Below are 22,420 nucleotides of genomic sequence, written 5' to 3'. Positions count from 1 at the left end.
AACGGGGCGCACCGGCGCCGCCGGGGTCAGGACGGCAGCTGGCCGTACGCGTGCTCGGGGCGGAACCGGACGACCAGGCGCCGGTCGGCGACCATCGCGGCCCGGTACTCGTCCCAGTCCTCGTGCTCGCCGGAGACGCCGCGGTAGTAGGCGATGAGCTCCTCGACGGCGGCGTCGTGCGGGTCCTGCGCCACCGGGGTGAGCTCGGCGGTGCCCTCGACGGCGACCCACGTCCAGAAGTCCTTCGACGCCACGTGCAGCGTCACCCGGGGGTCGCGCTGCAGGTTGCGGGTCTTCGCGCGGTCGGCGGTCACCGAGACGCGGACGAGGCCGTCGTCCCAGGCGTAGCCGACGTTGGACAGCTGCGGCCGGCCGTCGCGCTTGATCGTGGCGAGCACGCCCCAGCGCTGCTCGGCGACGAACTGCAGCAGCCGCGGGTCGGGTCCGGGGGAGTCGGTCATGCTCGCAGCCTGCCTCAGCGGACGCGGCCGCGCGGCCGGAGCGCGACCGGCGGCAGCGGCGGGGCCTCCAGCCGGTCGCCGTCGTAGCCGACGACCGTGCCGAAGCGCCGGGACTCGGCGTTCCACTGCGCGGCGTACTCGGCGATCTCCTCGCCCGACCGGCCGACGAAGTTCCACCACATGACGAGGCGCTCCTCGAACGGCTCGCCACCGAGCAGCAGCAGCCGGGACGCCGCACCCGCGCGCACCCGGAGCGTCCGCCGTCCGGTGCCGAGGTAGAGCATCGCGCCCGGTTCGAGCGGGACGCCGTCGACCGACACCGAACCCGAGGAGGTCAGCAGCCCGTGCTCGAAGTCCGGTTCCAGGGGCACCTCGACGTCGGCGCCGTCGGCGAGGTCCAGGTCGACGCCGACCAGCGGGGTGTACGCCCGCCCCGGTGAGGTCACCCCGCCGAAGGAGCCCATGAGCACCGTCGCGCTGAGCCCGTCGGAGCTGAAGCCCGGCAGCTGCGCGTGGTGCTCGAAGTGCGGGGCCACCTCGCGATCGCCCTCGGGCAACGCCACCCACAGCTGGGCTCCGTGCAGGAACCGCGGGTGGGTGGCCGGCGACTGCTCGGAGTGGGCGATGCCGTGCCCCGCCGTCATCAGCGCCAGCTCGCCGGGGCGGAACCGCACGTCGCTGCCCAGCGAGTCGCGGTGGTGCACCTCGCCGTGGAGCAGCCAGGACACCGTCTGCAGGCCGGTGTGCGGGTGCGGCGGCACCTGCATGCCGGGGGAGGAGGTGATGTCGTCGGGGCCGTAGTGGTCGACGAACACCCAGGCGCCGACCATCCGCCGCCCGAGCGTCGGCAGCAGCCGGCGCACGCGGGTGCTCTCGCCGAGCAGCACCTCCTTGCCCGCGAGCAGGTCCAGCGCGGGACCGGCGGTGGTGCCTGCGAGCCCGCCCATGTCGCGGGCCGGTGGACGCGGTTCCAGGTTGCTCATGGCGCGGCTCCTACTGCTCGTCGTCCCCAGCAGTCTCACCCCGGACGCCGGCGTGGGGAACCGGTCCCTCGACGCGCTGTGCCGGGATCGACCCGAGCCGGCCGGCCTGGAAGTCGGTGAAGGCGTCCGCGACCTCCTGCCGGGTGTTCATCACGAATGGGCCGTACATGGCGATCGGCTCGCGGATGGGGGCGCCGCCCAGGATGACGACGTCGAGCGCCGGCGTGCGTGACTCCTGGCGCACCGCCCCGCGCACGGTCACCGTGTCGCCGGGGCCGAGCACCGCGAGCTGGCCGGTGCGCACCGGGGCGCCGTCGATGCCGACCGAGCCGGCGCCGGAGAGCACGTAGACGAGCGCGTTGAAGTCCGGCCGCCAGGGCAGGTCCAGCGTCGCGCCGGGGGCCACGGTCGCGTGCACCATCGCCATCGGGGTGTACGTCGACCCCGGGCCGGTGTGCCCGCCGACGTCGCCGGCGATCACCCGCAGCAGCGCGCCGGCGTCCGGGCTGGCCAGCAGCACCGACTCCTGGGCGCGCAGGTCCTGGTAGCGCGGCTCGACCCACTTCTGCGCCTTGGGCAGGTTGACCCAGAGCTGGAGCCCGTGGAACAGGCCGCCGCTCATCACGAGCTGCTCCGGCGGCCGCTCGATGTGCAGGACGCCGCCGCCGGCGGTCATCCACTGGGTGTCGCCGTTGCTGATCGTGCCGCCACCGCCGTGGGAGTCGGCGTGCTCGAAGGTGCCGTCGATGAGGTAGGTGACGGTCTCGAAGCCGCGGTGCGGGTGCCAGCTGGTGCCCTTGGGCTCGCCGGGGGCGTACTCGACCTCGCCCATCTGGTCCATGTGGATGAACGGGTCGAGCGCGCGCAGGTCGACGCCGGCGAAAGCGCGGCGCACCGGGAAGCCCTCGCCCTCGAAGCCGGACGGCGCCGTCGTCACCGACCGGGTGCGGCGACGCACCGTGCGGGGGGCGGGCAGCGGGACCCGCGGCAGGGTGGTGGTGTCCTCGACGGTCACGGCAGGCATGCCGGCCTCCTTGGTTGAGAGCTCAACTAGCGGTGAGCCTAACCCCGGGAGCGCCCGGCGTCTTCCCCTGCGCCCCGGAGGCATCCACCCCGGTGGTCCGGCGGCGCCGGTCGGCGGTCGCGGGTGGTCGTGGCGGCAAGATGCAAAGAAGTCTTTGCAAACAACTCTTTGCGCTCCTAGCCTCCGGCTGTGACCCGTCTACCCGAACCTCCGGAGCCGGCCGTCCAGGTGACCGACGTCCGCGCCCTGCGCGCGCTGTCGCACCCGCTGCGCAACCGCCTGCTCGGCCTTCTGCGCCTGCACGGCCCGGCGACGGCCAGCGGGCTGGCCCGCGCGGTGGGGGAGAGCAGCGGGTCGACGAGCTACCACCTGCGCCAGCTCGCGGCCCACGGCTTCGTCGAGGAGGTGGAGGGCCAGGGGAGCGGTCGCGAGCGCTGGTGGCGGGCCCGGCACCGGATGACCAGCTGGCAGCGTTCCGACCTCCAGGCCCAGGAGGGCGGCACGGAGGTCCAGGACGAGATGACCCGCCTGCAGCTCGACGTGCACGCCCGGGTGCTCGACGCCTGGCAGGCGCAGGAGGCCGACCTGGGCCCGGAGTGGAAGGCCGCGGCATCGATGAGCGACTACGTCGTCCGCGTCCGCCCCGACCAGGCACGGGCGCTGGCCGACGAGCTCGGTGCCGTGCTGGAGCGCTGGATGGACGAGCACCCGGCGGCCACGCCGGCCGAGGGGACCGAGCTGGTGTTCGCGCTCGTCGACATCGTCCCGGTGCGGGACCCGCTGTGACTCCGCCCGGGACGATCCGCTCCGCCACCCGGCGGCTGGTCGGCCTGACGGCGCTGCGCTGGCTGCCGGTGGGGCTCACCACGCCGATCACGGTCCTGCTCGCGCAGGCGCGCGGCCTCACACTGGGCGAGATCGGCGTCCTGTTCACCGTGCACGGCGCCGTCGTCGTGGCGCTGGAGCTGCCCACCGGCGGGCTGGCCGACGTCCTCGGCCGCCGCCCGGTCGTGATCGCCGGGGCGGTGCTGCACCTCGTCTCCTGCCTGCTGTTCGCGACGGCGACGTCCTTCGCCGGGTTCCTGGTCGGCATCCTGGCGCTCGGGCTCGGGCGTGTGCTGGACTCCGGCCCGGTCGAGGCCTGGTACGTGGACACCGTGCACCGGCTGGAGCCCGGCGCCGACGTCGCCCCCGGCCTGGCGAAGCACTCGGCCGCCGACGGGGCGAGCCTCGCGGTCGGCGCGGTGGCCGGCGGGTTCCTCCCGGCGCTGGCCGGGAGCTCGGGGGCGGCGGGGCTGGCGCTGCCCTACCTCGGCGCCGCGGTGCTGGACGTCGTCTACGTGGTGGCCGTGCTGCGGCTGCTGACCGAGGTCCGGCCCCCTCGGCAGGGCAGCGCCCGTGCCGCGTTGGGGAGCGGGCTGCGCGCGGTGCCGGCGGCGGTGGGCGCGGCCGTGCGGCTGTCGGTCACCGACGGGCCGATGCGGGTGGTCCTGCTGCTCACCGGCATCGGCGGGGCCGGGCTGGTGGCGTGCGAGCTGCTGGGCCCCGTGCGGTTCAGCGAGCTGGCGGGCGACCGCGACGACGGTGCGGCCGTCTACGGCGTCGTCCTGGCCGGCTCCTTCGCCGCGGCCGCGCTCGGTGCCGTGGCCGCGCCCGCGCTGCGGCGCCTGCTGCGCGGGTCCACCCGGGCTGCCTGCGCGGTGCTCTCCCTCCTCGGCGGCGTGGCGCTGGCCACGCTGGCCGGCCCCGACCTGCTCGCCGTGGCCGCCACCGGCTTCGTGCTGCAGTACCTCGCGCACGGCTCGGCCTGGCCGCTGCTCAGCGCCGTGCTGCACACGCGGGCGGCCGCCGCGCACCGGGCCACCGCCGTCTCGGCGATGTCCCTGGCCCTGGCGCTCGGCGGCATCGCCGGCAACCTGGCGATCCCGCCGGTGGTCGCCGCGGCCGGGCTGGAGGGGGCCTTCCTGGCCGTCGGGGTCGTCGTCGCGCTCGGCGTCCTGGCCTGCCTGCGGCTGCCGCGGTCGACCGCGTCCGGGGCCGCCGTGGTCCCGGAGGAGGCGCCCGTCGGATACTGAGGGCCCATGACTTATCCGAGCAGCCGATGAGCGCGCCCCTCAACCTGGTCAACCTCGAGCGGGTGCACAAGGCGCACGGCACCACCGTGATCCTCGACGACGTCTCGCTCGGCGTCGCCGCCGGCGAGCGGATCGGCATCGTCGGCCGCAACGGCGGCGGCAAGAGCACGCTGCTGTCGCTGATCACCGGTGCCGACGACCCGGACTCCGGCCGCGTGACCCGCCGCGGCGACCTCGCGATGGGCGTGCTCGACCAGTCCGGCACCCTCCCACCGGGGACGACGGTGCGCGACGTCGTGCTGCCGCCGTCGATGTTCGCCGCCGAGCACGAGTGGGCCGGCGACCCCGCCGTCCGCTCGGTGCTCACCGGCCTGGAGCTCGACCGACTGGGCCTCGACGCCCCGGTCGCCCCCATGTCCGGTGGCGAGCGGCGGCGCGTGGCGCTGGCCGCCCAGCTCATCCGGCCGCTGGACCTGCTCGTGCTCGACGAGCCCACGAACCACCTCGACGTCGAGGGCGTGGCCTGGCTCGCCGAGTACGTGAAGCAGCGCAGCGGCGGCATGGTCGTCGTCACCCACGATCGCTGGTTCCTCGACGAGGTCTGCACGACCACGTGGGAGGTCGCCGACGGGAACGTCCACTCCTACGAGGGCGGCTACTCGGCCTACACGCTGGCCCGGGCCGAGCGCGCGCGGATCGCCTCGGTCACCGAGGAGCGCCGGCTGAACCTGGTGCGCAAGGAGCTGGCCTGGCTGCGGCGCGGCCCGCCCGCCCGCACCAGCAAGCCGAAGTTCCGCATCGAGGCCGCCCAGGCGCTGATCGCCGACGAGCCGCCGGCGCGGGACTCGATGGCGCTGAAGGGCTTCGCCGCCCGGCGTCTGGGCAAGACCGTCTACGACGTCGAGGACGTCGACTACGCCGTCCCCACCGAGGAGGGCCCGCGGCCCCTGTTCCGGGACCTGACCTGGCACGTGGGCCCCGGCGACCGGATCGGCATCGTCGGGGTCAACGGCGCGGGCAAGACGTCGCTGCTCAAGCTGCTGGTGGGGGAGACGCAACCCGACTCGGGGACCGTCGTCGTCGGGCAGACCGTGGCGCCGGCCTACCTGTCGCAGCACGTCACCGAGCTGCCCCGGACGCTGCGCGTGGTTGAGGCGGTGCAGGAGGTCGCCCGCGTCGCCCGCATCGGCAACCAGGAGATCTCCGCCTCGTCGCTGGCCGAGCGGTTCGGCTTCGCCGCGAACCGGCAGTGGACGCCGGTCGGCGACCTCTCCGGCGGCGAGCGGCGGCGGCTCCAGCTGCTGCGGCTGCTCATGGCCGAGCCGAACGTGCTGGTCCTCGACGAGCCGACCAACGACCTGGACATCGACACCCTCACCGCGCTGGAGGACCTGCTCGACAGCTTCCCCGGCACCGTGCTGGTGGTGAGCCACGACCGCTACTTCGTCGACCGGGTGTGCGACAAGGTGGTCGCGCTGCTCGGCGACGGGACGCTGGCCGAGCTCCCTGGCGGGGTGGAGGAGTACCTGCGCCGCCGCGCCGCCGGCGGTGCCCCGCTGACCACGGCGGCCGGGAGCGACGGCCCGCGGCCGGTCGGTGCGCCCTCCACCGCGGCCCCCGCGGTGTCGGCGGCGGAGGCGCGGGCGGCCAAGAAGGAGGCGGCCAAGCTGGAGCGGCGGATGCTCAAGCTGGACGCCGACGAGAAGAAGCTGCACGAGCAGCTGGCCGCGGCGGCCACCGACTACGCGAAGGCCGCCGAGCTCGACGCCCGGCTCAAGGAGCTGCAGGCGGAGAAGGAGCAGGTCGAGGAGGAGTGGCTGGCCGCTGCGGAGACCGCGGAGGGCTGACGGTCGCCGTCCGGCCGCCGTGACCGCCATCGTCGTCTTCGCGCGGGACCGCCGTCGCCGGCCGCCCGCTCCCACCGCCGTCGCCGCCGGACGCCGTCCTCCCGCACCGCGGCGCGTCCTCCCTCACCGCACACCGTGAGGGAGGACGCTCCATGATCAGGGACCCTGATCGTGGCCGGGGCGACCGGGTGCAGGTCGTCGCGTCCGCCCACGAGAGCGGGCTGGTGACGCCGGGGCGCTGAGTTTCGCCGCGGTGGGACGGCGGTACTGCCCGATCGGGCGCGCGCGCGTCCCGAGACCGCCGTGCCACCTGGAGATCCGTGATCCTGCTGCTGCTCGCGCACGTCGTCGCGGCGCTCGCCGCGCCGGTGCTCGTGCGGTGGTGGGGCCGGCAGGCCTTCCTGGCCCTCGCGCTCGTCCCGGCCGCCGGCCTGGCGTGGGCGCTGACCCGGCTGCCCACGGTGCTCGACGGCGGGGAGATCACCGAGACCGTCCCGTGGGTCCCCGCGCTCGACCTGTCGGTGGCCCTGCGGCTGGACGCGCTGGCACTGATCTTCGCCGGCCTGGTCACCGGCGTCGGGGCGCTGGTGCTCGTCTACTGCGCCCGCTACGTGGAGCCCGAGGACGAAGGGTCCGGACGGCTCGCCGGCCAGCTCACGGCGTTCGCCGGGGCGATGCTCGGCCTGGTCCTGGCCGACGACGTCTTCCTGCTCTACGTGTTCTGGGAGCTGACCACCGTCTTCTCCTACCTGCTGATCGGCGACTCCGGCGCCAAGGTGGCCGGCCGGCGGGCCGCGGGCCAGGCGCTGATCCTCACCACGGCGGGCGGCCTGGCGATGCTGGCCGGGTTGATCCTGCTGTCGCAGGCGGCCGGCAGCACGCTGCTGTCGGAGATCGTCGCCGCGCCGGGCGACGGCGGCCTCGTCGTCGGCGGCGTGCTGCTGGTGCTGCTCGGCGCGCTCACCAAGTCGGCCATGGTGCCCTTCCACTTCTGGCTGCCCGCGGCCATGCAGGCGCCGACGCCGGTCAGCGCCTACCTGCACGCCGCGGCCATGGTGAAGGCCGGCATCTACCTGGTCGCCCGGCTGGCGCCCGGGTACGCCGACGTCCCGGGCTGGCGGTTCGTCGTCCTCGGCGTCGGCGTCACCACGATGCTGGTCGGCGGCTACCGGGCACTGCGCCAGTTCGACCTGAAGCTGCTGCTCGCGTTCGGGACGGTCAGCCAGCTGGGCTTCCTGCTCACCCTGGTGGGCGGCGGCAGCGCGGCGCTGGGGAAGGCCGGGCTGGCCATGGTGCTGGCCCACGGGCTCTTCAAGTCCACCCTCTTCCTCTCCGTCGGGGTGCTCGACCACGCCACCGGGACGCGGGACATGCGGGAGCTCTCCGGGATGGGGCGCCGGCTCCCGGTGCTCGCCACCGCCGCGGTCCTCGCCTCGGCGTCCATGGCCGGCCTGCCACCGCTGATCGGCTTCGTCGGCAAGGAGGCGGCCTTCACCGCGCTGTGGGACGGCGCCCTGCCCGACCGGACCGCCGCCACCGTCGTGCTGGTCGGGCTCGTCGTCGGCTCGGTGCTGACCGTCGCCTACACCGCCCGCTTCCTCTGGGGCGCGTTCGCCCGCAAGCCCGACCTGCCGGCGACCGCGCCCGAGGAGCTCGAGCACCCGCCGGGGCCGCTGTTCCTCACCGCGCCCGTGGTGCTGGCGCTGGCCGGCCTCGCCGGCGGGCTGGCGGCGTCCGCCCTCGACCCGCTCGTCGCCGCTGCCACCGAGCCACTGCCGCAGCTGCTGCCCGAGGAGGAGCACCTGGCGCTGTGGCACGGCCTCACCCCGGCCCTCGCCCTCTCCGCGGTCACCCTGCTCACCGGTGCGGCGCTGTTCCTGGCCCGCCGCCCGGTCTGGCGGCTGCAGCGCCGGGTGGGCGTCCCGGTCTCCGCGGACACCGGGTACTGGAACGTCCTCCAGGGGCTCGACCGGCTGGCCGTCGTGGTAACCGGGTCCACCCAGCGCGGCTCGCTGCCGGTCTACCTCGGCGTCATCCTGGTCACGGTGCTCGCCCTGCCCGGGGGTCTCCTCCTCGTCCGGGGTGTCTGGCCCGCGGAGTGGCGGGCCTGGGACAACCCGCTCCAGGCGATCACCGGGGCTCTGGTGCTGGTGGCCGCGGTGCTCGCCGTGCGCATCCACCAGCGCCTGGCCGCCGCCGTCGTCGTCGGGCTCACCGGGTACGGCCTGGCCGTCCTCTTCGTCGTGCACGGGGCGCCCGACCTCGCCCTGACCCAGGTGCTCATCGAGTCGGTCACCCTCGTCGCCTTCGTCCTGGTGCTGCGCAAGCTGCCGCTCGAGGTCGGCGGGAGCTCCCGCGCCCGCACCCGCTGGAGCCGCGGCGTGGTGGCGACGGCGGTCGGGGTTTTCATGGGCGTGGCCAGCGCGGTGGCCCTCGCCGCCCGGGAGGCGCCACCGGTGTCGGTGGAGTACCCGGAGCTGGCCCGGGAGGCCCACGGCGACAACATCGTGAACGTCACGCTGGTGGACATCCGCGCGTGGGACACCTTCGGCGAGATCTCCGTCCTCGTCGTCGCCGCGACCGGGGTGGCCAGCCTGGTCTTCCTGCGCGGCCGGGCCGGGGCGCTCGCGCGGGCCACCGCCGAGGACGAGCAGCGGGTGCCGCACGGCCGCCGGGCACCGCGGGCGCAGTGGCTGGCCGCCACCTCGACGCTCTCCCCGCGCCGGCGCTCGCTGATCTTCGAGGTGGTCACCCGGCTGCTGTTCCACGCCGTCCTCGTGCTCTCGGTGTACCTGCTGTTCGCCGGGCACAACGCGCCCGGCGGCGGGTTCGCCGGCGGGCTGGTGGCCGGGCTCGCGCTGGTGCTCCGCTACCTGGCCGGCGGGCGGTACGAGCTGGGCGAGGCCGCGCCGGTCGATCCCGGCGTCCTGCTGGGGCTCGGTCTGCTGCTCTCCGGCGGCACCGGGGTGGTGGGGCTGGCGCTGGGCGCGCAGGTGCTCGAGACGGCGTTCTTCGAGGCCACCCTGCCGGTGCTCGGCCACGTGACCCTGGTGACGGCGCTCTTCTTCGACATGGGGGTCTACCTCGTCGTGGTGGGGCTGGTCCTCGACGTGCTGCGCAGCCTGGGCGCCGAGCTGGACCGCCAGGAGGAGGAGGGCGAGGACCGCGACCCCGCCGCCGAGGAGGTGATCGCACGGTGACCCCCACCGTCGTCCTGCCCGTGGTCATCGCCGGCCTGTACGCCGCCGGCGTCTACCTGCTGCTCGACCGCAGCCTCACCCGCGTCCTGCTCGGGTTCCTGCTGCTGGGCAACGCCACCAACGTGCTGCTGCTGTCGTCCGGCGGCCCGGCCGGGGAGGCACCGATCCTCGGTCACGCCGGTCCCGGGGAGATCAGCGATCCGCTCCCGCAGGCGCTCGTCCTCACCGCGATCGTCATCACCTTCGGGATCTCGGCGTTCCTGCTGGCGGTCATCCACCGCTCGTGGCGGCTGGTCCGCCAGGAGGTCGTGCACACCGACGAGGAGGACCGCCGGGTCGCCGCGCGGAGCCCCCGGCACGCCGACGCGATGGACCCCGACGACATCGACCCGGTCCACCTGGACCCCGAGGACCGGGCGATGGGCGACGTCGTCGGCGGACCGCCCGACCCGGAGGCGCAGCTGGCGCGGCGCTTTCCCGACACCGCCTCCGACGACGTCGACCTGCCCCCGACCCGCGGGCGGACGAGGTGATGCGCGTCCTGGCGCCGGTGCCGGTGCTCGTCCCGCTGCTCGGTGCCGCGCTGTCGCTGCTGCTCAGGCGCTATCCGCGGGTGCAGCGGCTGGTCAGCCTGGCGGCCATCGGCACCGTGCTCGGCGTGGCGGTGGCGATGCTCGTGCTCGCCGACGCCAACGGCGCGGTGGCGGTGGCCGTGGGCGACTGGCCGGTACCGCAGGCGATCATGCTGGTCGTCGACCGGCTGTCGGCGCTGATGATCGTGGTCGCCTCGACCGTCGGGCTCGGGGTGCTGCTGTTCTCCGTGGGCCAGGGCGTCGCCGACGGGCCGCACAGCTCGCCGGTCTCGGTGTTCCACCCCACCTTCCTCGTGCTGATGGCGGGGGTGGGCTTCGCCTTCCTGGCCGGCGACCTGTTCAACCTCTACGTCGGCTTCGAGGTGCTGCTCACCGCGAGCTACGTGCTGCTGACCCTCGGCGGCACGGCGCCCCGCATCCGCGGCGGCATCACCTACATCATCGTCAGCCTGATGAGCTCGCTGCTCTTCCTGGCTGCGATCGGCCTGGTCTACGCGGCCACCGGGACGACCAACCTGGCGCAGCTGGCACTGCGCCTGGGAGACATCCCCGACGGCACGCGGATGCTGCTGCACGGGATGCTGCTGGTCGCCTTCGGCATCAAGGCCGCGGTCTTCCCGCTGTCGGCGTGGCTGCCCGACAGCTACCCGACCGCGCCCGCACCGGTCACCGCCGTCTTCGCCGGGCTGCTCACCAAGGTCGGCGTCTACGCGATCATCCGCACCCAGACGCTGCTGTTCCCCGGCGGTGCGCTGGACACCCTGCTGATGTGCGCCGCGCTGGCCACGATGGTCGTCGGCATCCTGGGCGCCATCGCCCAGACCGACCTGCGCCGCATGCTCTCGTTCACGCTGGTCAGCCACATCGGCTACATGGTGTTCGGGATCGCGCTCTCCACCGAGGCGGGGCTGGCCGGGGCGATCTTTTACGTGGTCCACCACATCGTCATCCAGGCGACGCTGTTCCTCGTGGCCGGGCTGGTCGAGCGCCAGGGCGGCAGCACGACGGTCGCCCGGCTGGGCGGTCTGGCCGCGGCCTCGCCCCTGCTCGCCGTCCTGTACCTGGTGCCGGCGCTGAACCTCGCGGGCATCCCGCCCATGTCGGGCTTCCTCGGCAAGCTCGGGCTGCTGCAGGCCGGCGTCTCGGCCGGTGGGGTGCTGCCGGGGCTGCTCGTGGCCGCGGGGGTGGTCACCAGCCTGCTGACGCTCGTCGCGGTCAGCCGGGTGTGGTCGCGGGCGTTCTGGCGGCCGCCGACGCAAGCCGAGCACCTGGAGACGCCGGCCGACGCGGCCGCCGACAGCGGGCCGGGCACCGGTGCGGACGACGGCACGGGCAGCGGCGCGGCCGGCGACGAGCACGGCGCTGCGGGCGGGCCGGAGCCGCGCGGGTCGTCGCGGTCGGGGCTGGGCTCGACCCGGCGCGGGACGCGGGACGCCGCGTGGCAGCGCCAGGTCGCGCTCGCCACCGGCACCCCGGGCCCGGAGCCCGAGCCGACGGAGGAGAGCCTGGACGACCGCGAGCGGCTGCCCCGGGGGTTGCTGGGAGCGACCGCCGGCCTGGTGGCGGTGAGCGTGGCGCTCACGTTCCTGGCGGGGCCGCTCTACGCGCTGGCCGACCGGGCGGCCACCGACCTGCTCAACCGCACCCCGTACGTGGAGGCCGTCTACGGCGAGGGCCCCGCGAGCTCGGCGGAGGACGTGCCGTGAGCCCCGACGCCCTCGTCGGCCGCCGTGCCCGCCAGCTGCCGCTCATCGCCTGGCTGGTGCTCATCTGGGTGCTGCTGTGGGGCACCTGGTCGTGGGCGAACGTGCTCTCCGGGCTGCTGGTCGCGGTGCTCGTCACCCGGGTGCTGCCCCTGCCCGGCGTCACCGAGCACGCCCGGTTCCGGCCGCTGGCGGTGCTGACCTTCCTCGGCTTCTTCCTGCGTGACCTGGCGGTCTCCAGCGTCGAGGTCGCGTGGGCCGCCGTCCGCTCGGGCGGGCGGGTGCGGTCCGCGGTCATCGTGGCGGAGCTGCGCACCGACTCCGACCTGCTGCTCACCCTGATCGCCGAGACGCTGAGCCTGGTGCCCGGTTCCCTCGTCCTCGACATCGACCGCACGCACCGGACGATGCTGGTGCACGTGCTGCCGGTGGCGACCGAGGAGGACGTCGACCGGCAGCGGGCCGAGGTGCTGGTCGTGGAGGACCGGGTGGTGCGGGCGTTCGGCAGCGCCCGGGAGATCGCCGCGCTGGACGAGCCGCGGCCACTTCCGGCGGATTCCGACGGGAGGACGACATGACCTTGGTTTGGGTGGCCGCGTACTCGATGCTCTCCGCGGGCGCGGCGCTGGCGGTGGTGCGCGTCTGGCTCGGCCCCTCCCTGCTGGACCGGGTGGTCGCCACCGAGACGCTGCTGGCGATCATCGCCGCGGGGGTCGCGGTCTACGCCGCGCTCGCCCGCGACTCCGCGGTCGTGCCCGTGCTCCTCGTGGTGGCGCTGCTGGGCTTCGTCGGCGCCGTCTCGGTGGTCCGCTACGTGGGCGGGATGCTGCTGATGTCCGGGGACGACGACGGCCAGGGCGCAGGGTTGCCCCCGGCCGCCGAGCAGTCCACCGAGGGGCGGTGACGGCGGTGCAGACGGTGCTCGACGTGGTCGCGATCGGCTGCCTGCTGCTCGGGTCGCTCATGGCCCTGGCCGCGGGGGTGGGCCTGGTGCGCTTCCCCGACGTGATCTCCCGGTTGCACGCCGGCACGAAGCCGCAGGTGGCCGGCGTCCTGCTGATCACGCTGGGCGGCGCGATCCGGCTGGTGGGGACGCCGGTGATGTGGATGCTGCTGCTCGGCGGGCTGCTGCAGCTGCTCACCGTGCCGGTGAGTGCGCACATGATCAGCCGGATCGCCTACCGGCGCCGGCACGTGCGGCGCGACCTGCTGGTCGTGCACGAGGCGGGCTTCCTCGGCCTGGTCGGTGCCGACGCGGACGACCCGCCGGGCGACCAGCCCGCCGACGCACCGCCCGACCAGCGCGACCGCGGGTGACCGCCGGGACCGGGGCGTCGCGCCCCCGGCCCCGGCGGTGCCTCAGCGCTCGGCGCGGTTGACGGCGGAGACGACGGCCCGCAGCGAGGCGCTGACGATGTTCGGGTCGATGCCCACACCCCACAGCACCCGGTCGCCCACGGCGCACTCGACGTAGGCGGCGGCGCTGACGCTCGCGTGTCCCGGGTCCATCGCGTGCTCGGCGTAGTCCAAGACGCGGACGTCGACTCCCAGGCTCTTCAGCGCGTCGACGAACGCCGCGATCGGGCCGTTGCCGCGGCCCTCGACGGTCACCGGGACGCCGGAGTCGGTGAGCTCGACGACCATCTCGTCGACCGTGTCGCCGTGGGCGGTGTGCCGGTGCCCGGCGAGGGCGAACCGGCCCCAGGGCGCGGCCGGGTCGGGCAGGTACTCGTTGCTGAACGCCGTCCACATCTGCTGGGCGGTGACCTCGCCGCCCTCGTCGTCGGTGTGCCGCTGGACGACCGCGCTGAACTCGATCTGCAGCCGGCGCGGCAGGTCCAGGTGGTTCTCGGTCTTCATGATGTAGGCGACGCCGCCCTTGCCGGACTGGCTGTTCACCCGGATCACGGCCTCGTAGCTGCGACCGACGTCCTTGGGGTCGATCGGCAGGTAGGGGACGGCCCACGGCATCTCCGCCACGGCCTTCCCGGCCGCCTGCGCGTCCGTCTCCAGGGCCTTGAACCCCTTGTTGATGGCGTCCTGGTGGGAGCCGGAGAAGGCGGTGTAGACCAGGTCGCCGCCGTAGGGGTGCCGCTCGTGCACGCCGAGCTGGTTGCAGTACTCGACGGTTCGGCGGATCTCGTCGATGTCGGAGAAGTCGATCTGCGGGTCGATGCCCTGGCTGAACAGGTTCAGGCCCAGGGTGACCAGGTCGACGTTGCCGGTGCGCTCGCCGTTGCCGAACAGGCAGCCCTCGATGCGGTCGGCGCCGGCGCGGTAGCCGAGCTCGGCGGCGGCGACGGCGGTGCCGCGGTCGTTGTGCGGGTGCAGGCTCAGGACCACCGACTTGCGGCGGCCCAGGTTGTGGTGCATCCACTCGACCTGGTCGGCGTAGACGGTCGGCTCGGCCATCTCGACGGTGGCCGGCAGGTTGAGGATCGTCGGCCGATCGGGGGTGGGCTCCCAGACGTCGGTGACGGCGTCGCAGATCTCGACGGCGAAGTCGAGCTCGGTGCCGGTGAACGACTCGGGGGAGTACTCGAACCGGATGTCCGTGCCGCCCATCTGCTCGGCCAGCTTGCGCACGACCTGGGCGCCGTGGACGGCGATGTCGACGATGCCGGCGCGGTCGGAGCCGAAGACGACCCGTCGCTGCAGGGTGGAGGTCGAGTTGTAGAGGTGCACGATGGCCTGCTTCGCGCCGCGCAGCGACTCGAAGGTGCGCTCGATCAGCTCGTCGCGGGCCTGGGTGAGCACCTGGATCGTCACGTCGTCCGGGATCAGGTCCTCCTCGACCAGCTGGCGGACGAAGTCGTAGTCGGTCTGGCTGGCCGCCGGGAAACCGACCTCGATCTCCTTGTAGCCCATGCGGACGAGCAGCTCGAACATCCGCCGCTTGCGGTCGGGCGTCATCGGATCGATCAGCGCCTGGTTGCCGTCGCGCAGGTCGACGGCGCACCAGCGCGGGGCCTGCGTCGTCACGGTGTCCGGCCAGGTGCGGTCGGGCAGCACCACCGGGGTGAAGGGTGCGTAGCGGTGGATCGGCATGCCGGACGGCTGCTGGGGGTGGCGGGCGTGCGGGTGGGTCTCGCTCATGGGGAGGGCTCCTGGGGCGGGGCTGCCGTGCGCGGAGTGCGCACAGCTCCGGGGCGGTCAGCGGCGCCGGGAACGCACTCGGTCACGGCAGGACACCGCGGCGAGGGGGCCGACCTAGGAGAGGGCCTCGCCGCGGCGGGTAAGCAGGAGGCTGCCGCGCACGCAGCCACGGTAGCAGCGCGTCGGCTCCTGCCGCAGGATTCACGCTCAGTCCACGTCGCAGCGGCAGGGGCACTCCTCGGTGTGGAACGGCCGCTGGCCGTCGTCGCCGTCGGCGCAGTCCGGCGGGCACGTGCAGGTGAAGTCGGTCAGCGGAGGCAGCTCACCGGCGACCCGCCGGCGCTCCAGCTCCTCCCGCCGCCGCTGCGCCGCCTCTGCCCGCCGGGCCGCCCGGCGCTCCGCGGGGGTGTCGCCGGGGAGCCACGGGTGGTGGTCGGTCGGCGTGCCGCGGGCATCACGGCGCGCGTCCCGGGCCGGCCGGTCCCGGGTGAAGGTGTAGCCGGTCTCCGGCCGGTCCCGACGCTGCTCGTGGAAGGAGATCCCGGCGGCGGTGCGGCGCGTGTCGAGGTGCGCCGGGTAGCGCCGCCGGCCGAGGTCCCGCACGGACCCGCCGGACATCGGGGGGACCTCGAGGCCGTCGCCGTCCAGCAGGGCCAGCCGGAGCCGGGCGAGAGTGGCCGCGCGGGCCAGCGCGGTCACCGGCAGGTCGCGCCGCCCGGTCTCGGCCTGGGCCACGGCGGACTGGGACAGGCCGCAGCCCTCGGCCAGCTCGCGCTGCGAGAGGTCCCCCTCCCGGCGGATGCGTCGCAGGGCGCCGGGCAGGTCGAAGGGCTCCACGCCGCCACTCTCCGGTGCTGCTGCGCCGCTGGATGGCTGACGAGCGGGACGGTGGAGGACCCGACCCCCTGTGGACACCGACGTGCGGGCCGCCCCCCGGCATGTGCTCCCGGGAAGGTGTGGCACAGAGTGGACGGGCACGCACACGGAGACCATCCCCGGCGGTGGGGGGGGCGGGCCGGCGCGGCCCGGGGCCCCCCGCCCCCCCCCCCCCCCCCCGCCCCGGGGGAACCGGTCGTGCGGTTCAGGGACACCGGTCGTCCCGGCGGTCAGAACGCCTTGCGCAACCGCAGGCGCAGCGGCCGGCCGTCGGGGTCGACCAGCAGCCGGTAGACCGGTGTGGCCCACAGCCGGGTGTGCCAGGCGAGCTTCTCCGGGCGGTGGGGCCGCAACCGCCCGGGCGGGCGAGGACCCCGCCGGCCGCCCTCGTGCCACTCGGCCAGGGCGGCCGCCCGCGCCTCCAGCGTCGCCACGAAGCGCTCGGGGTCGAGCAGCAGGTCGTCGTCGCCGCCGTCGGGATCGAGGTCCAGGTGCTCGCGCGCCAGCTCCAGCCGCAGGTCGCGGGGGAACGTGCGCGCGCAGTCCCCGGCCCCCGCCGGGTCCAGGGGCTCGCGCTGGTCGAGCGTCGTGTCCAGGACGGCGGTCGACAGCTCGCTGTCGTGCGTCCAGGAGCGGCGGTTGAAGTTGTCGCTGCCGACGCTGGCCCAGACGTCGTCGACGACGCACACCTTCGCGTGCACGTAGACCGGCGTCCCCGCGTGGTTCTCGACGTCGAAGACGTGCACCCGGTCCTCACCCCCCACCCGCAGGCACAGGTCGATCGCCTGCCGGCGGCCCACGGCCTGCGGGGTCGCCGAGAAGGCGCCCTCCTGATCCGGGATGCGGGGCACGACCACCACCAGGTGCAGGTCGGGATCGTCCCGCAGGGCGTCGGCGAACAGCTGGGCGACCTCGGAGGACCACATGTACTGGTCCTCGAGGTAGATCAGCCGCCGGGCCCGCTTGACCGCCTTGCTGTAGCCGCGGGCGATCGAGCGCTCGCCCTCGGGTGCGAAGTCGTACCGCGGGCGGATCTTCGGGTACGTCCGCAGGATCTGGACCAGGTGCGGCCCGCACGGCGGGGGCGGCGGCAGCTCGGGCGGCAGCGGCGAGGGGTCCAGCCGGGCCCGGCGGAACCGGTCGACGAGGTAGGCGATCGGGTTGCCCTGGACGGGGCTGGTCGGGTCGTCCCAGCGCTCGCGGAAGCTGGTCTCCAGGACGGCGACGGCGGGCCCGCGGATCTCGGCCTGGATGTCGTGCCACGGCGGGGTCGGGCCGTACCCGGAGGCCATGTCGACCGCCTGCGGGTCGCCGTGGTGCCGTGCGTCGTCGCGGCGGCTGTGGCAGAGGTCGATGCCGCCCGCGAACGCGACGTCGCGGGACGGCTCGGCGGGGCACCTGATGATCACCACCTTCTGGTGGTGGCTGCCGACCCGGCGCACGCGCTGGTCCAGCACGACCTTCCCGCCGTCCTCCTCGATCTCCCGGTCCAGCGACCGGTTCTGCTCCTTGCTGTACGACAGCCAGTCGGTGTGCGAGCGCCACACCAGGCCGCGCACGTCGACGCCACGGCGCGAGGCCGCGCTGAACAACTCGTCCACGGTCGGCCCGTCCGGGCGCAGCCGCTGGTCGGGGTCGCCGCGCCAGTCGGTGAACCACAGGCGGTCGCCCGCGCCCAGCTGCTCGACCACCTCGACGAGCCGGTCGAAGTACACCGACCCGTGGACCAGCGGGCGGACCAGGTTCCCCTCGGTCCAGCTGGGGACGGCGGCGCCGCGGTTGTGGCGCTCCTCCGAGGTGAGCAGCCAGCGGCTCGGGTCGTCCACCCGGTGATCACAACGGTCGGGTCCGCCGGATGCAAGCGCCCGGGTCGTGGACGACGTCGGTAGCCTCATGTCCCGTGGCCCTCGTCGTCCAGAAGTACGGCGGCTCGTCCGTCGCCTCCGCCGAGCACATGAAGCGCGTCGCGGAGCGGATCGTCGCGGCCAAGAACAACGGCGACGACGTCGTGGTCGTGGTCTCGGCGATGGGCGACACCACCGACGAGCTGCTGGACCTCGCCAGCCAGATCACCGACACCCCGCCCGGTCGCGAGCTCGACATGCTGCTCACCGCCGGCGAGCGGATCTCCATGGCGCTGCTGGCCATCGCCATCTCCGGGCACGGCTACGAGGCGCGCTCCTTCACCGGGTCGCAGGCCGGCGTCATCACGACGTCCAGCCACGGCAAGGCGCGGATCATCGACGTCACGCCGGGCCGGCTCAAGTCGGCGCTCGACGAGGGCTCGGTCGTCATCGTCGCCGGGTTCCAGGGCGTCAGCCAGGACACCAAGGACATCACCACGCTGGGCCGCGGTGGCTCGGACACCACCGCCGTCGCCGTCGCCGCGGCGCTGAACGCCGACGTCTGCGAGATCTACACCGACGTCGACGGCGTCTTCACCGCCGACCCGCGCATCGTCCCGAACGCCAAGCGGCTGGACACCATCACCTACGAGGAGATGCTCGAGCTGGCGGCCTCCGGCGCGAAGGTGCTCATGCTCCGCTGCGTCGAGTACGCCCGCCGCTACGGCATCCCCGTGCACGTCCGCAGCTCCTACTCCCAGCTCCCCGGCACGACCGTGACCGGCTCGATGGAGGATCTCACCGTGGAACAGGCGATCATCTCCGGCGTCGCGCACGACCGCTCCGAGGGCAAGATCACCGTGTTCGGCGTGCCGGACCGGCCGGGCGAGGCGGCGCAGATCTTCCGCGTGCTCGCCGACGCCGAGGTCAACATCGACATGATCGTGCAGAACGTCTCGGCCGAGGCCAGCAAGCTCGCCGACATCTCCTTCACGCTGCCCAAGAGCGACGGCCCGACCGCGCTGGCCGCCCTGGAGCGGGTGAAGCACACCGTCGGCTACACCGACGTGAGCTTCGACCAGCACATCGGGAAGGTGTCGCTGGTGGGGGCGGGGATGCGCTCGCACCCCGGCGTCTCCGCGAAGTTCTTCGGCGCGCTCGCCGACGCCGGCGTCAACCTGGAGCTGATCAGCACCTCGGAGATCCGCATCTCCGTGGTGTGCCGCGACACCGACGTGGACATCGCCGTCCGCGCGGTGCACGACGCCTTTGACCTGGGCACCGACGAGGCCCAGGCCGTGGTCTACGGAGGGACGGGACGATGAGCACGAGTGGTGGGCTGCGCGTCGGCATCGTCGGCGCCACCGGGCAGGTCGGCCGGGTCGTGCGCGACCTGCTGGCCGAGCGGGACTTCCCGCTGGCCGAACTGCGCTTCTTCGCCTCCGCCCGGTCGGCCGGCAGCACGCTGCCGTGGGCCGGTGGGGAGATCACCGTCGAGGACGCCGCCACCGCCGACCCGACGGGCCTGGACATCGCGATCTTCTCCGCCGGGGCCACCACCTCGCGGGCGCAGGCGCCGCGGTTCGCCGAGGCCGGCGTGACCGTGATCGACAACAGCTCGGCGTTCCGTCGCGACCCCGACGTCCCCCTGGTCGTCAGCGAGGTCAACCCGCACGCGCTGGGCGAGATCCGCAAGGGCATCATCGCCAACCCGAACTGCACCACCATGGCGGCGATGCCGGTGCTCAAGCCGCTGCACGACGAGGCGCAGCTGACCCGGATCGTCGCCAGCACCTACCAGGCGGTCTCCGGCAGCGGTGTGGCCGGCGTCGAGGAGCTGCACGGCCAGGCCAGGGCCGTCGTGGAGAAGGCCGACGCGCTCGCCCACGACGGGTCCGCGGTGGCCTTCCCCGACCCGGTGAAGTACGTCGCGCCGATCGCGTTCAACGTGCTGCCGATGGCCGGCTCCGTCGTCGACGACGGCTCGTTCGAGACCGACGAGGAGCAGAAGCTCCGCAACGAGAGCCGCAAGATCCTCGGCATCCCGGACCTCCGGGTCGCGGGTACCTGCGTGCGGGTGCCGGTCTTCACCGGCCACTCGCTCTCGCTGAACCTGGAGTTCCAGCGTGAGCTCTCCGTCGAGCGGGCGACCGAGCTGCTGCGCGCCGCCCCCGGGGTGGAGCTCTCCGACGTCCCGAACCCGCTGCAGGCCGCCGGCCGCGACCCGAGCTACGTGGGCCGCATCCGGCAGGACCAGAGCGTCGACGGCGGCCGCGGGCTGGTGCTGTTCGTGAGCAACGACAACCTGCGCAAGGGTGCGGCCCTCAACACCGTGCAGATCGCGGAGCTCATCGCCGCCTCCCGCTGAGGACCGGTTCCTCGGGCAGGATGGCGCGGTGACGTCCGAGGAGCCGGGGCCCGGCGAGCCGGCCGTGCCCGAGGAGCAGCGCTGGCCGGGGCCCGACCTCTACACGCTGCGCGGGATGGTCGAGCTGGACCTCGCCCTCGAACGCGGGGTGACGGTCGACGCCGCCCACGCGCTCCTGAGCGACGCCGTCGTCCACGCGTTCGGGTCGCGGTGGTACGAGTGGCTGACCGACGCGCTGACCGCGGAGGGGCGCGACCCGGCGGAGCTGCCGGCCCTGCTGACCGACGACGCCCTGGCCGAGCGCGTGCTGGAGCGGGTGCGTGCGCGGATGGCCGCCGACGACGAGGCGCCGGACCCGCCGGGCGGGGAGTCCGGCTGGTACGCCTACGCCCCCGGCGACCCGAGGGGCAGCCGGGGGCGGTACCGCCGGGCGGTCGCGCGGCGGAGGGAGAACGCCCGTCAGGCGCTGCTCACCCCACCGCGTCGCCGCGTGGCCGGCCGTCGCCGCCACCGCTGAATGGGGCGGGTCAGGGCTGCACGTGGCGCAGCGCGAAGGAGAGCGCCACCTCCACCTGCCGGATCGTCTCCTCGATCACCAGGGAGCCGTGGCCCGCGTCGAAGCGGTACACCTCGTGCGGCTTCTCCAGCTCCGCGAGGCGCGCCAGGTAGTTGTCGATCTGCCGGATCGGGCAGCGCGGGTCGTTGGCGCCCGCCACCACCAGCACCGGCGCGGCGACGGCGTCGACGTAGGTGAGGGGCGAGGAGCGCACGTACACGTCGCGCACCTCCTCCGGTGAGCCGCCGAACAGCGCCCGGTCGTAGGCCCGCAGGCCCTCCATCTCGTCCTCGTAGGCGGCCAGGTAGTCGGCCACGGGCACCTCGGCGATCCCGGCCGCCCAGCGCTCGGGCTGGGTGCCCAGGCCCAGCAGCGTGAGGAACCCGCCCCACGAGCCACCGCTGAGGATCGCCCGCTGCGGGTCGACGACGCCCTCGGCCACCAGCGCGTCGTAGACGGCGCCGACGTCCTCCAGCTCGGTCAGCCCCGGCCGGCCGGTCAGCGCGTCCCGCCAGGCCGAGCCGTAGCCGGTGGAGCCCCGGTAGTTGACGTGCACGACGGCGTAGCCGGCGTCCACGTAGGCCGCCCGCCGGGCGCGGTAGGAGTCGTCGTCGGCCGCCTCCGGGCCGCCGTGCACGAGGAACGCGGTCGCGTGCGGACCGGGACCGGCCGGGCGCACCAGCAGCGCGTGCACGTCCCCGCCCGGGCCGGGGACCCACCGGTCCTCCACCGGGTAGGCCGCCGGCGGCTCCTCGTCGGACACCGAGAGGACGACGGGACCGTCCGCGCGGCGGATGACCGGCGGGCGCGCGGAGCTCGACCAGGCCAGCTCCACGGTGCCGTCGGGGCGGGCGGTGGCGCCGCGGACGACGCCCGGCGGGGTGTCCAGCCGCTCCAGCGCGCCGGTGGCGAGGTCGTAGCGGTACAGCTCGCTGCGGGCGGCGTGGTCGTGGCCCACCAGCAGGGCCGAGCCGTCCGGGTACCAGCCGGCGGTCACGTCGCCGGGCAGGTCCAGCACGAGCTCGGTCTCGGTGCCGGCGGCGACGTCCCAGATCAGGAGCTCCTCGCGGCCGCGCCGCTCGTGCCCGACCAGCAGCCGGCGGTCACCGGGCAGCGGGGCGAACTCCAGCGCGTGCAGCCCGCGGCCCTCGCCGTCCCACTTCTCCGCGACCACGGCGTCGTCGCTGGTGCGGAGCACGCGCAGCGCCGGGTAGCGCGGGTCGCCGTGCTCGGAGTGCGAGATGACCAGCAGCTCGTCGTCGCGGGTGAGCGCGTCCACCGAGGCGGGGTCGGGGTGCCGGTAGACCACCCGGGGCGTCCCGCCGGTGGGGGCCAGCCACAGCTCGCTGCCGTCGTCGGTGCTGCGGCCGATCGCCACCAGCTCCCGGCCGAGCTCCAGCCCCGCCGGGTAGGCAGGCCCCACCTCGGGGACGGCGACGCTGTCCTCGCCGCCCTCGAACGGCTGGGTCATCCAGACGCCGAACTCGTCGCCGTCGGTGTCGGCGAACCACCAGATGGTCGACCCGTCGCGGTCCAGCGTCGCGATGAGCGTGCCGTTGGGCCGGTCGGTGACCCGGCGGTGGGCGCCGGTCTCCCGGTCCCAGGCGTACTGCTCGACGACGCCGCTGACGTCGGAGCTGTACAGGTTGCGGTGCGGCGCCTCCTCGGCCCAGTCCGGGAGCGACACCCGGGGGGCGCGGAACCGGGCCTGCCAGCGGGCGGTGACCTCGGGAGGAAGGGCGGGGGCGGTCTGCTCGGCGGTCACGACCGCCATCTTCGCAGCGCCCCGGGAAC

At 74.5% G+C, this 22,420-nt stretch carries 19 protein-coding genes; 12 read left to right on the top strand and 7 right to left on the bottom strand.

The genetic code is table 11. From position 1 onward, the window contains the following. Nucleotides 1–26 precede the first annotated feature (26 nt). The 3 genes from QOZ88_RS15935 to QOZ88_RS15925 are packed head-to-tail and all read right to left on the bottom strand — an operon-like array spanning nucleotide 27 to nucleotide 2,468. Entirely contained in the window at nucleotides 27–461 is a 435-nt protein-coding gene (locus QOZ88_RS15935) for a PPOX class F420-dependent oxidoreductase (RefSeq protein WP_306000719.1), read from the bottom strand. 14 nt (nucleotides 462–475) lie between these two features. Beyond that, nucleotides 476–1,444: a pirin family protein gene (locus QOZ88_RS15930; protein ID WP_306000718.1), complete on the bottom strand. Its 969-nt coding sequence runs from the start codon at nucleotides 1,442–1,444 to the stop codon at nucleotides 476–478. Between the two features lie 10 nt (nucleotides 1,445–1,454). Then, nucleotides 1,455–2,468, bottom strand: coding sequence for a pirin family protein (locus tag QOZ88_RS15925; RefSeq protein WP_306000717.1), 1,014 nt, complete (start codon nucleotides 2,466–2,468; stop codon nucleotides 1,455–1,457). 189 nt (nucleotides 2,469–2,657) lie between these two features. On the opposite strand from QOZ88_RS15925, the gene QOZ88_RS15920 reads away from it, so the two are divergent. The 9 genes from QOZ88_RS15920 (at nucleotide 2,658) to mnhG (ending at nucleotide 13,203) form a co-directional block, all read left to right on the top strand. Further along, the gene (locus QOZ88_RS15920; protein ID WP_306000716.1) at nucleotides 2,658–3,254 is read left to right on the top strand and encodes a helix-turn-helix domain-containing protein; all 597 of its coding nucleotides are present in this window, start codon (nucleotides 2,658–2,660) and stop codon (nucleotides 3,252–3,254) included. Beyond that, nucleotides 3,251–4,543, top strand: coding sequence for an MFS transporter (locus tag QOZ88_RS15915; RefSeq protein WP_306000715.1), 1,293 nt, complete (start codon nucleotides 3,251–3,253; stop codon nucleotides 4,541–4,543). Before QOZ88_RS15920 ends, QOZ88_RS15915 begins: the two co-directional genes overlap by 4 nt. Nucleotides 4,544–4,569: 26 nt before the next feature. After that, entirely contained in the window at nucleotides 4,570–6,390 is a 1,821-nt protein-coding gene (locus QOZ88_RS15910; RefSeq protein WP_306000714.1) for an ABC-F family ATP-binding cassette domain-containing protein, read from the top strand. 320 nt (nucleotides 6,391–6,710) lie between these two features. Further along, entirely contained in the window at nucleotides 6,711–9,590 is a 2,880-nt protein-coding gene (locus QOZ88_RS15905) for a Na+/H+ antiporter subunit A (protein WP_306000713.1), read from the top strand. After that, on the top strand, nucleotides 9,587–10,123 hold the full coding sequence (locus QOZ88_RS15900) for a Na(+)/H(+) antiporter subunit C (protein ID WP_306000712.1): 537 nt from the start codon (nucleotides 9,587–9,589) through the stop codon (nucleotides 10,121–10,123). Before QOZ88_RS15905 ends, QOZ88_RS15900 begins: the two co-directional genes overlap by 4 nt. Beyond that, nucleotides 10,123–11,889: a Na+/H+ antiporter subunit D gene (locus tag QOZ88_RS15895; protein ID WP_306000711.1), complete on the top strand. Its 1,767-nt coding sequence runs from the start codon at nucleotides 10,123–10,125 to the stop codon at nucleotides 11,887–11,889. The genes QOZ88_RS15900 and QOZ88_RS15895 overlap by 1 nt, the downstream gene beginning before the upstream one ends. Next, nucleotides 11,886–12,464 (top strand): Na+/H+ antiporter subunit E, encoded by a 579-nt coding sequence (locus tag QOZ88_RS15890; protein ID WP_306000710.1) that lies wholly within the window; start codon nucleotides 11,886–11,888, stop codon nucleotides 12,462–12,464. Before QOZ88_RS15895 ends, QOZ88_RS15890 begins: the two co-directional genes overlap by 4 nt. Beyond that, nucleotides 12,461–12,790 carry a monovalent cation/H+ antiporter complex subunit F gene (locus QOZ88_RS15885; RefSeq protein ID WP_306000709.1) on the top strand — a complete coding sequence of 110 codons (330 nt, stop codon included), beginning with the start codon at nucleotides 12,461–12,463 and terminating at the stop codon, nucleotides 12,788–12,790. Before QOZ88_RS15890 ends, QOZ88_RS15885 begins: the two co-directional genes overlap by 4 nt. Next, complete coding sequence (gene mnhG / locus QOZ88_RS15880) at nucleotides 12,787–13,203, top strand: monovalent cation/H(+) antiporter subunit G (protein ID WP_306000708.1); 417 nt, start codon at nucleotides 12,787–12,789, stop codon at nucleotides 13,201–13,203. The genes QOZ88_RS15885 and mnhG overlap by 4 nt, the downstream gene beginning before the upstream one ends. A 42-nt stretch (nucleotides 13,204–13,245) precedes the next feature. Here mnhG and leuA read toward each other — a convergent pair whose 3' ends face one another. The 3 genes from leuA to QOZ88_RS15865 all read right to left on the bottom strand — a co-directional run bounded on the left by leuA (nucleotide 13,246) and on the right by QOZ88_RS15865 (nucleotide 17,684). Then, nucleotides 13,246–14,982: a 2-isopropylmalate synthase gene (gene leuA / locus QOZ88_RS15875; protein WP_306000707.1), complete on the bottom strand. Its 1,737-nt coding sequence runs from the start codon at nucleotides 14,980–14,982 to the stop codon at nucleotides 13,246–13,248. A gap of 207 nt (nucleotides 14,983–15,189) precedes the next feature. Beyond that, nucleotides 15,190–15,819, bottom strand: a complete 630-nt coding sequence (locus QOZ88_RS15870) for a helix-turn-helix domain-containing protein (RefSeq protein WP_306000706.1) — start codon at nucleotides 15,817–15,819, stop codon at nucleotides 15,190–15,192. A gap of 269 nt (nucleotides 15,820–16,088) precedes the next feature. After that, a complete protein-coding gene (locus QOZ88_RS15865) occupies nucleotides 16,089–17,684 on the bottom strand; it encodes a phospholipase D family protein (protein ID WP_306000705.1) in 1,596 nt (531 codons plus the stop codon). A gap of 74 nt (nucleotides 17,685–17,758) precedes the next feature. Here QOZ88_RS15865 and QOZ88_RS15860 point away from each other — a divergent pair, with 74 nt between their 5' ends. The 3 genes from QOZ88_RS15860 to QOZ88_RS15850 are packed head-to-tail and all read left to right on the top strand — an operon-like array spanning nucleotide 17,759 to nucleotide 20,587. Continuing rightward, nucleotides 17,759–19,027 (top strand): aspartate kinase, encoded by a 1,269-nt coding sequence (locus QOZ88_RS15860; protein WP_306000704.1) that lies wholly within the window; start codon nucleotides 17,759–17,761, stop codon nucleotides 19,025–19,027. Then, a complete protein-coding gene (locus QOZ88_RS15855; RefSeq protein ID WP_306000703.1) occupies nucleotides 19,024–20,070 on the top strand; it encodes an aspartate-semialdehyde dehydrogenase in 1,047 nt (348 codons plus the stop codon). Before QOZ88_RS15860 ends, QOZ88_RS15855 begins: the two co-directional genes overlap by 4 nt. A 28-nt stretch (nucleotides 20,071–20,098) precedes the next feature. After that, on the top strand, nucleotides 20,099–20,587 hold the full coding sequence (locus QOZ88_RS15850) for a hypothetical protein (RefSeq protein WP_306000702.1): 489 nt from the start codon (nucleotides 20,099–20,101) through the stop codon (nucleotides 20,585–20,587). A gap of 10 nt (nucleotides 20,588–20,597) precedes the next feature. Here QOZ88_RS15850 and QOZ88_RS15845 read toward each other — a convergent pair whose 3' ends face one another. Next, the gene (locus QOZ88_RS15845; RefSeq protein ID WP_406568231.1) at nucleotides 20,598–22,391 is read right to left on the bottom strand and encodes a S9 family peptidase; all 1,794 of its coding nucleotides are present in this window, start codon (nucleotides 22,389–22,391) and stop codon (nucleotides 20,598–20,600) included. Between the last annotated feature and the right edge of the window lie 29 nt (nucleotides 22,392–22,420).

It is taken from the genome of Blastococcus carthaginiensis, assembly GCF_030731085.1.
Taxonomy (GTDB): domain Bacteria; phylum Actinomycetota; class Actinomycetes; order Mycobacteriales; family Geodermatophilaceae; genus Blastococcus; species Blastococcus carthaginiensis.
The sequence above is the reverse complement of the archived record's forward strand: the minus strand, read 5'-3'. Positions and strand labels throughout refer to the sequence as shown.

Excerpts from the sequence above, each read along its gene's own strand:
- QOZ88_RS15935 (WP_306000719.1), bottom strand. The coding sequence starts at position 461 with ATGACCGACTCCCCCGGACCCGACCCGCGGCTGCTGCAGTTCGTCGCC.
- QOZ88_RS15930 (WP_306000718.1), bottom strand. The coding sequence starts at position 1,444 with ATGAGCAACCTGGAACCGCGTCCACCGGCCCGCGACATGGGCGGGCTC.
- QOZ88_RS15925 (WP_306000717.1), bottom strand. The coding sequence starts at position 2,468 with ATGCCTGCCGTGACCGTCGAGGACACCACCACCCTGCCGCGGGTCCCG.
- QOZ88_RS15910 (WP_306000714.1), top strand. The coding sequence starts at position 4,570 with ATGAGCGCGCCCCTCAACCTGGTCAACCTCGAGCGGGTGCACAAGGCG.
- QOZ88_RS15895 (WP_306000711.1), top strand. The coding sequence starts at position 10,123 with ATGCGCGTCCTGGCGCCGGTGCCGGTGCTCGTCCCGCTGCTCGGTGCC.
- QOZ88_RS15885 (WP_306000709.1), top strand. The coding sequence starts at position 12,461 with ATGACCTTGGTTTGGGTGGCCGCGTACTCGATGCTCTCCGCGGGCGCG.
- leuA (WP_306000707.1), bottom strand. The coding sequence starts at position 14,982 with ATGAGCGAGACCCACCCGCACGCCCGCCACCCCCAGCAGCCGTCCGGC.
- QOZ88_RS15855 (WP_306000703.1), top strand. The coding sequence starts at position 19,024 with ATGAGCACGAGTGGTGGGCTGCGCGTCGGCATCGTCGGCGCCACCGGG.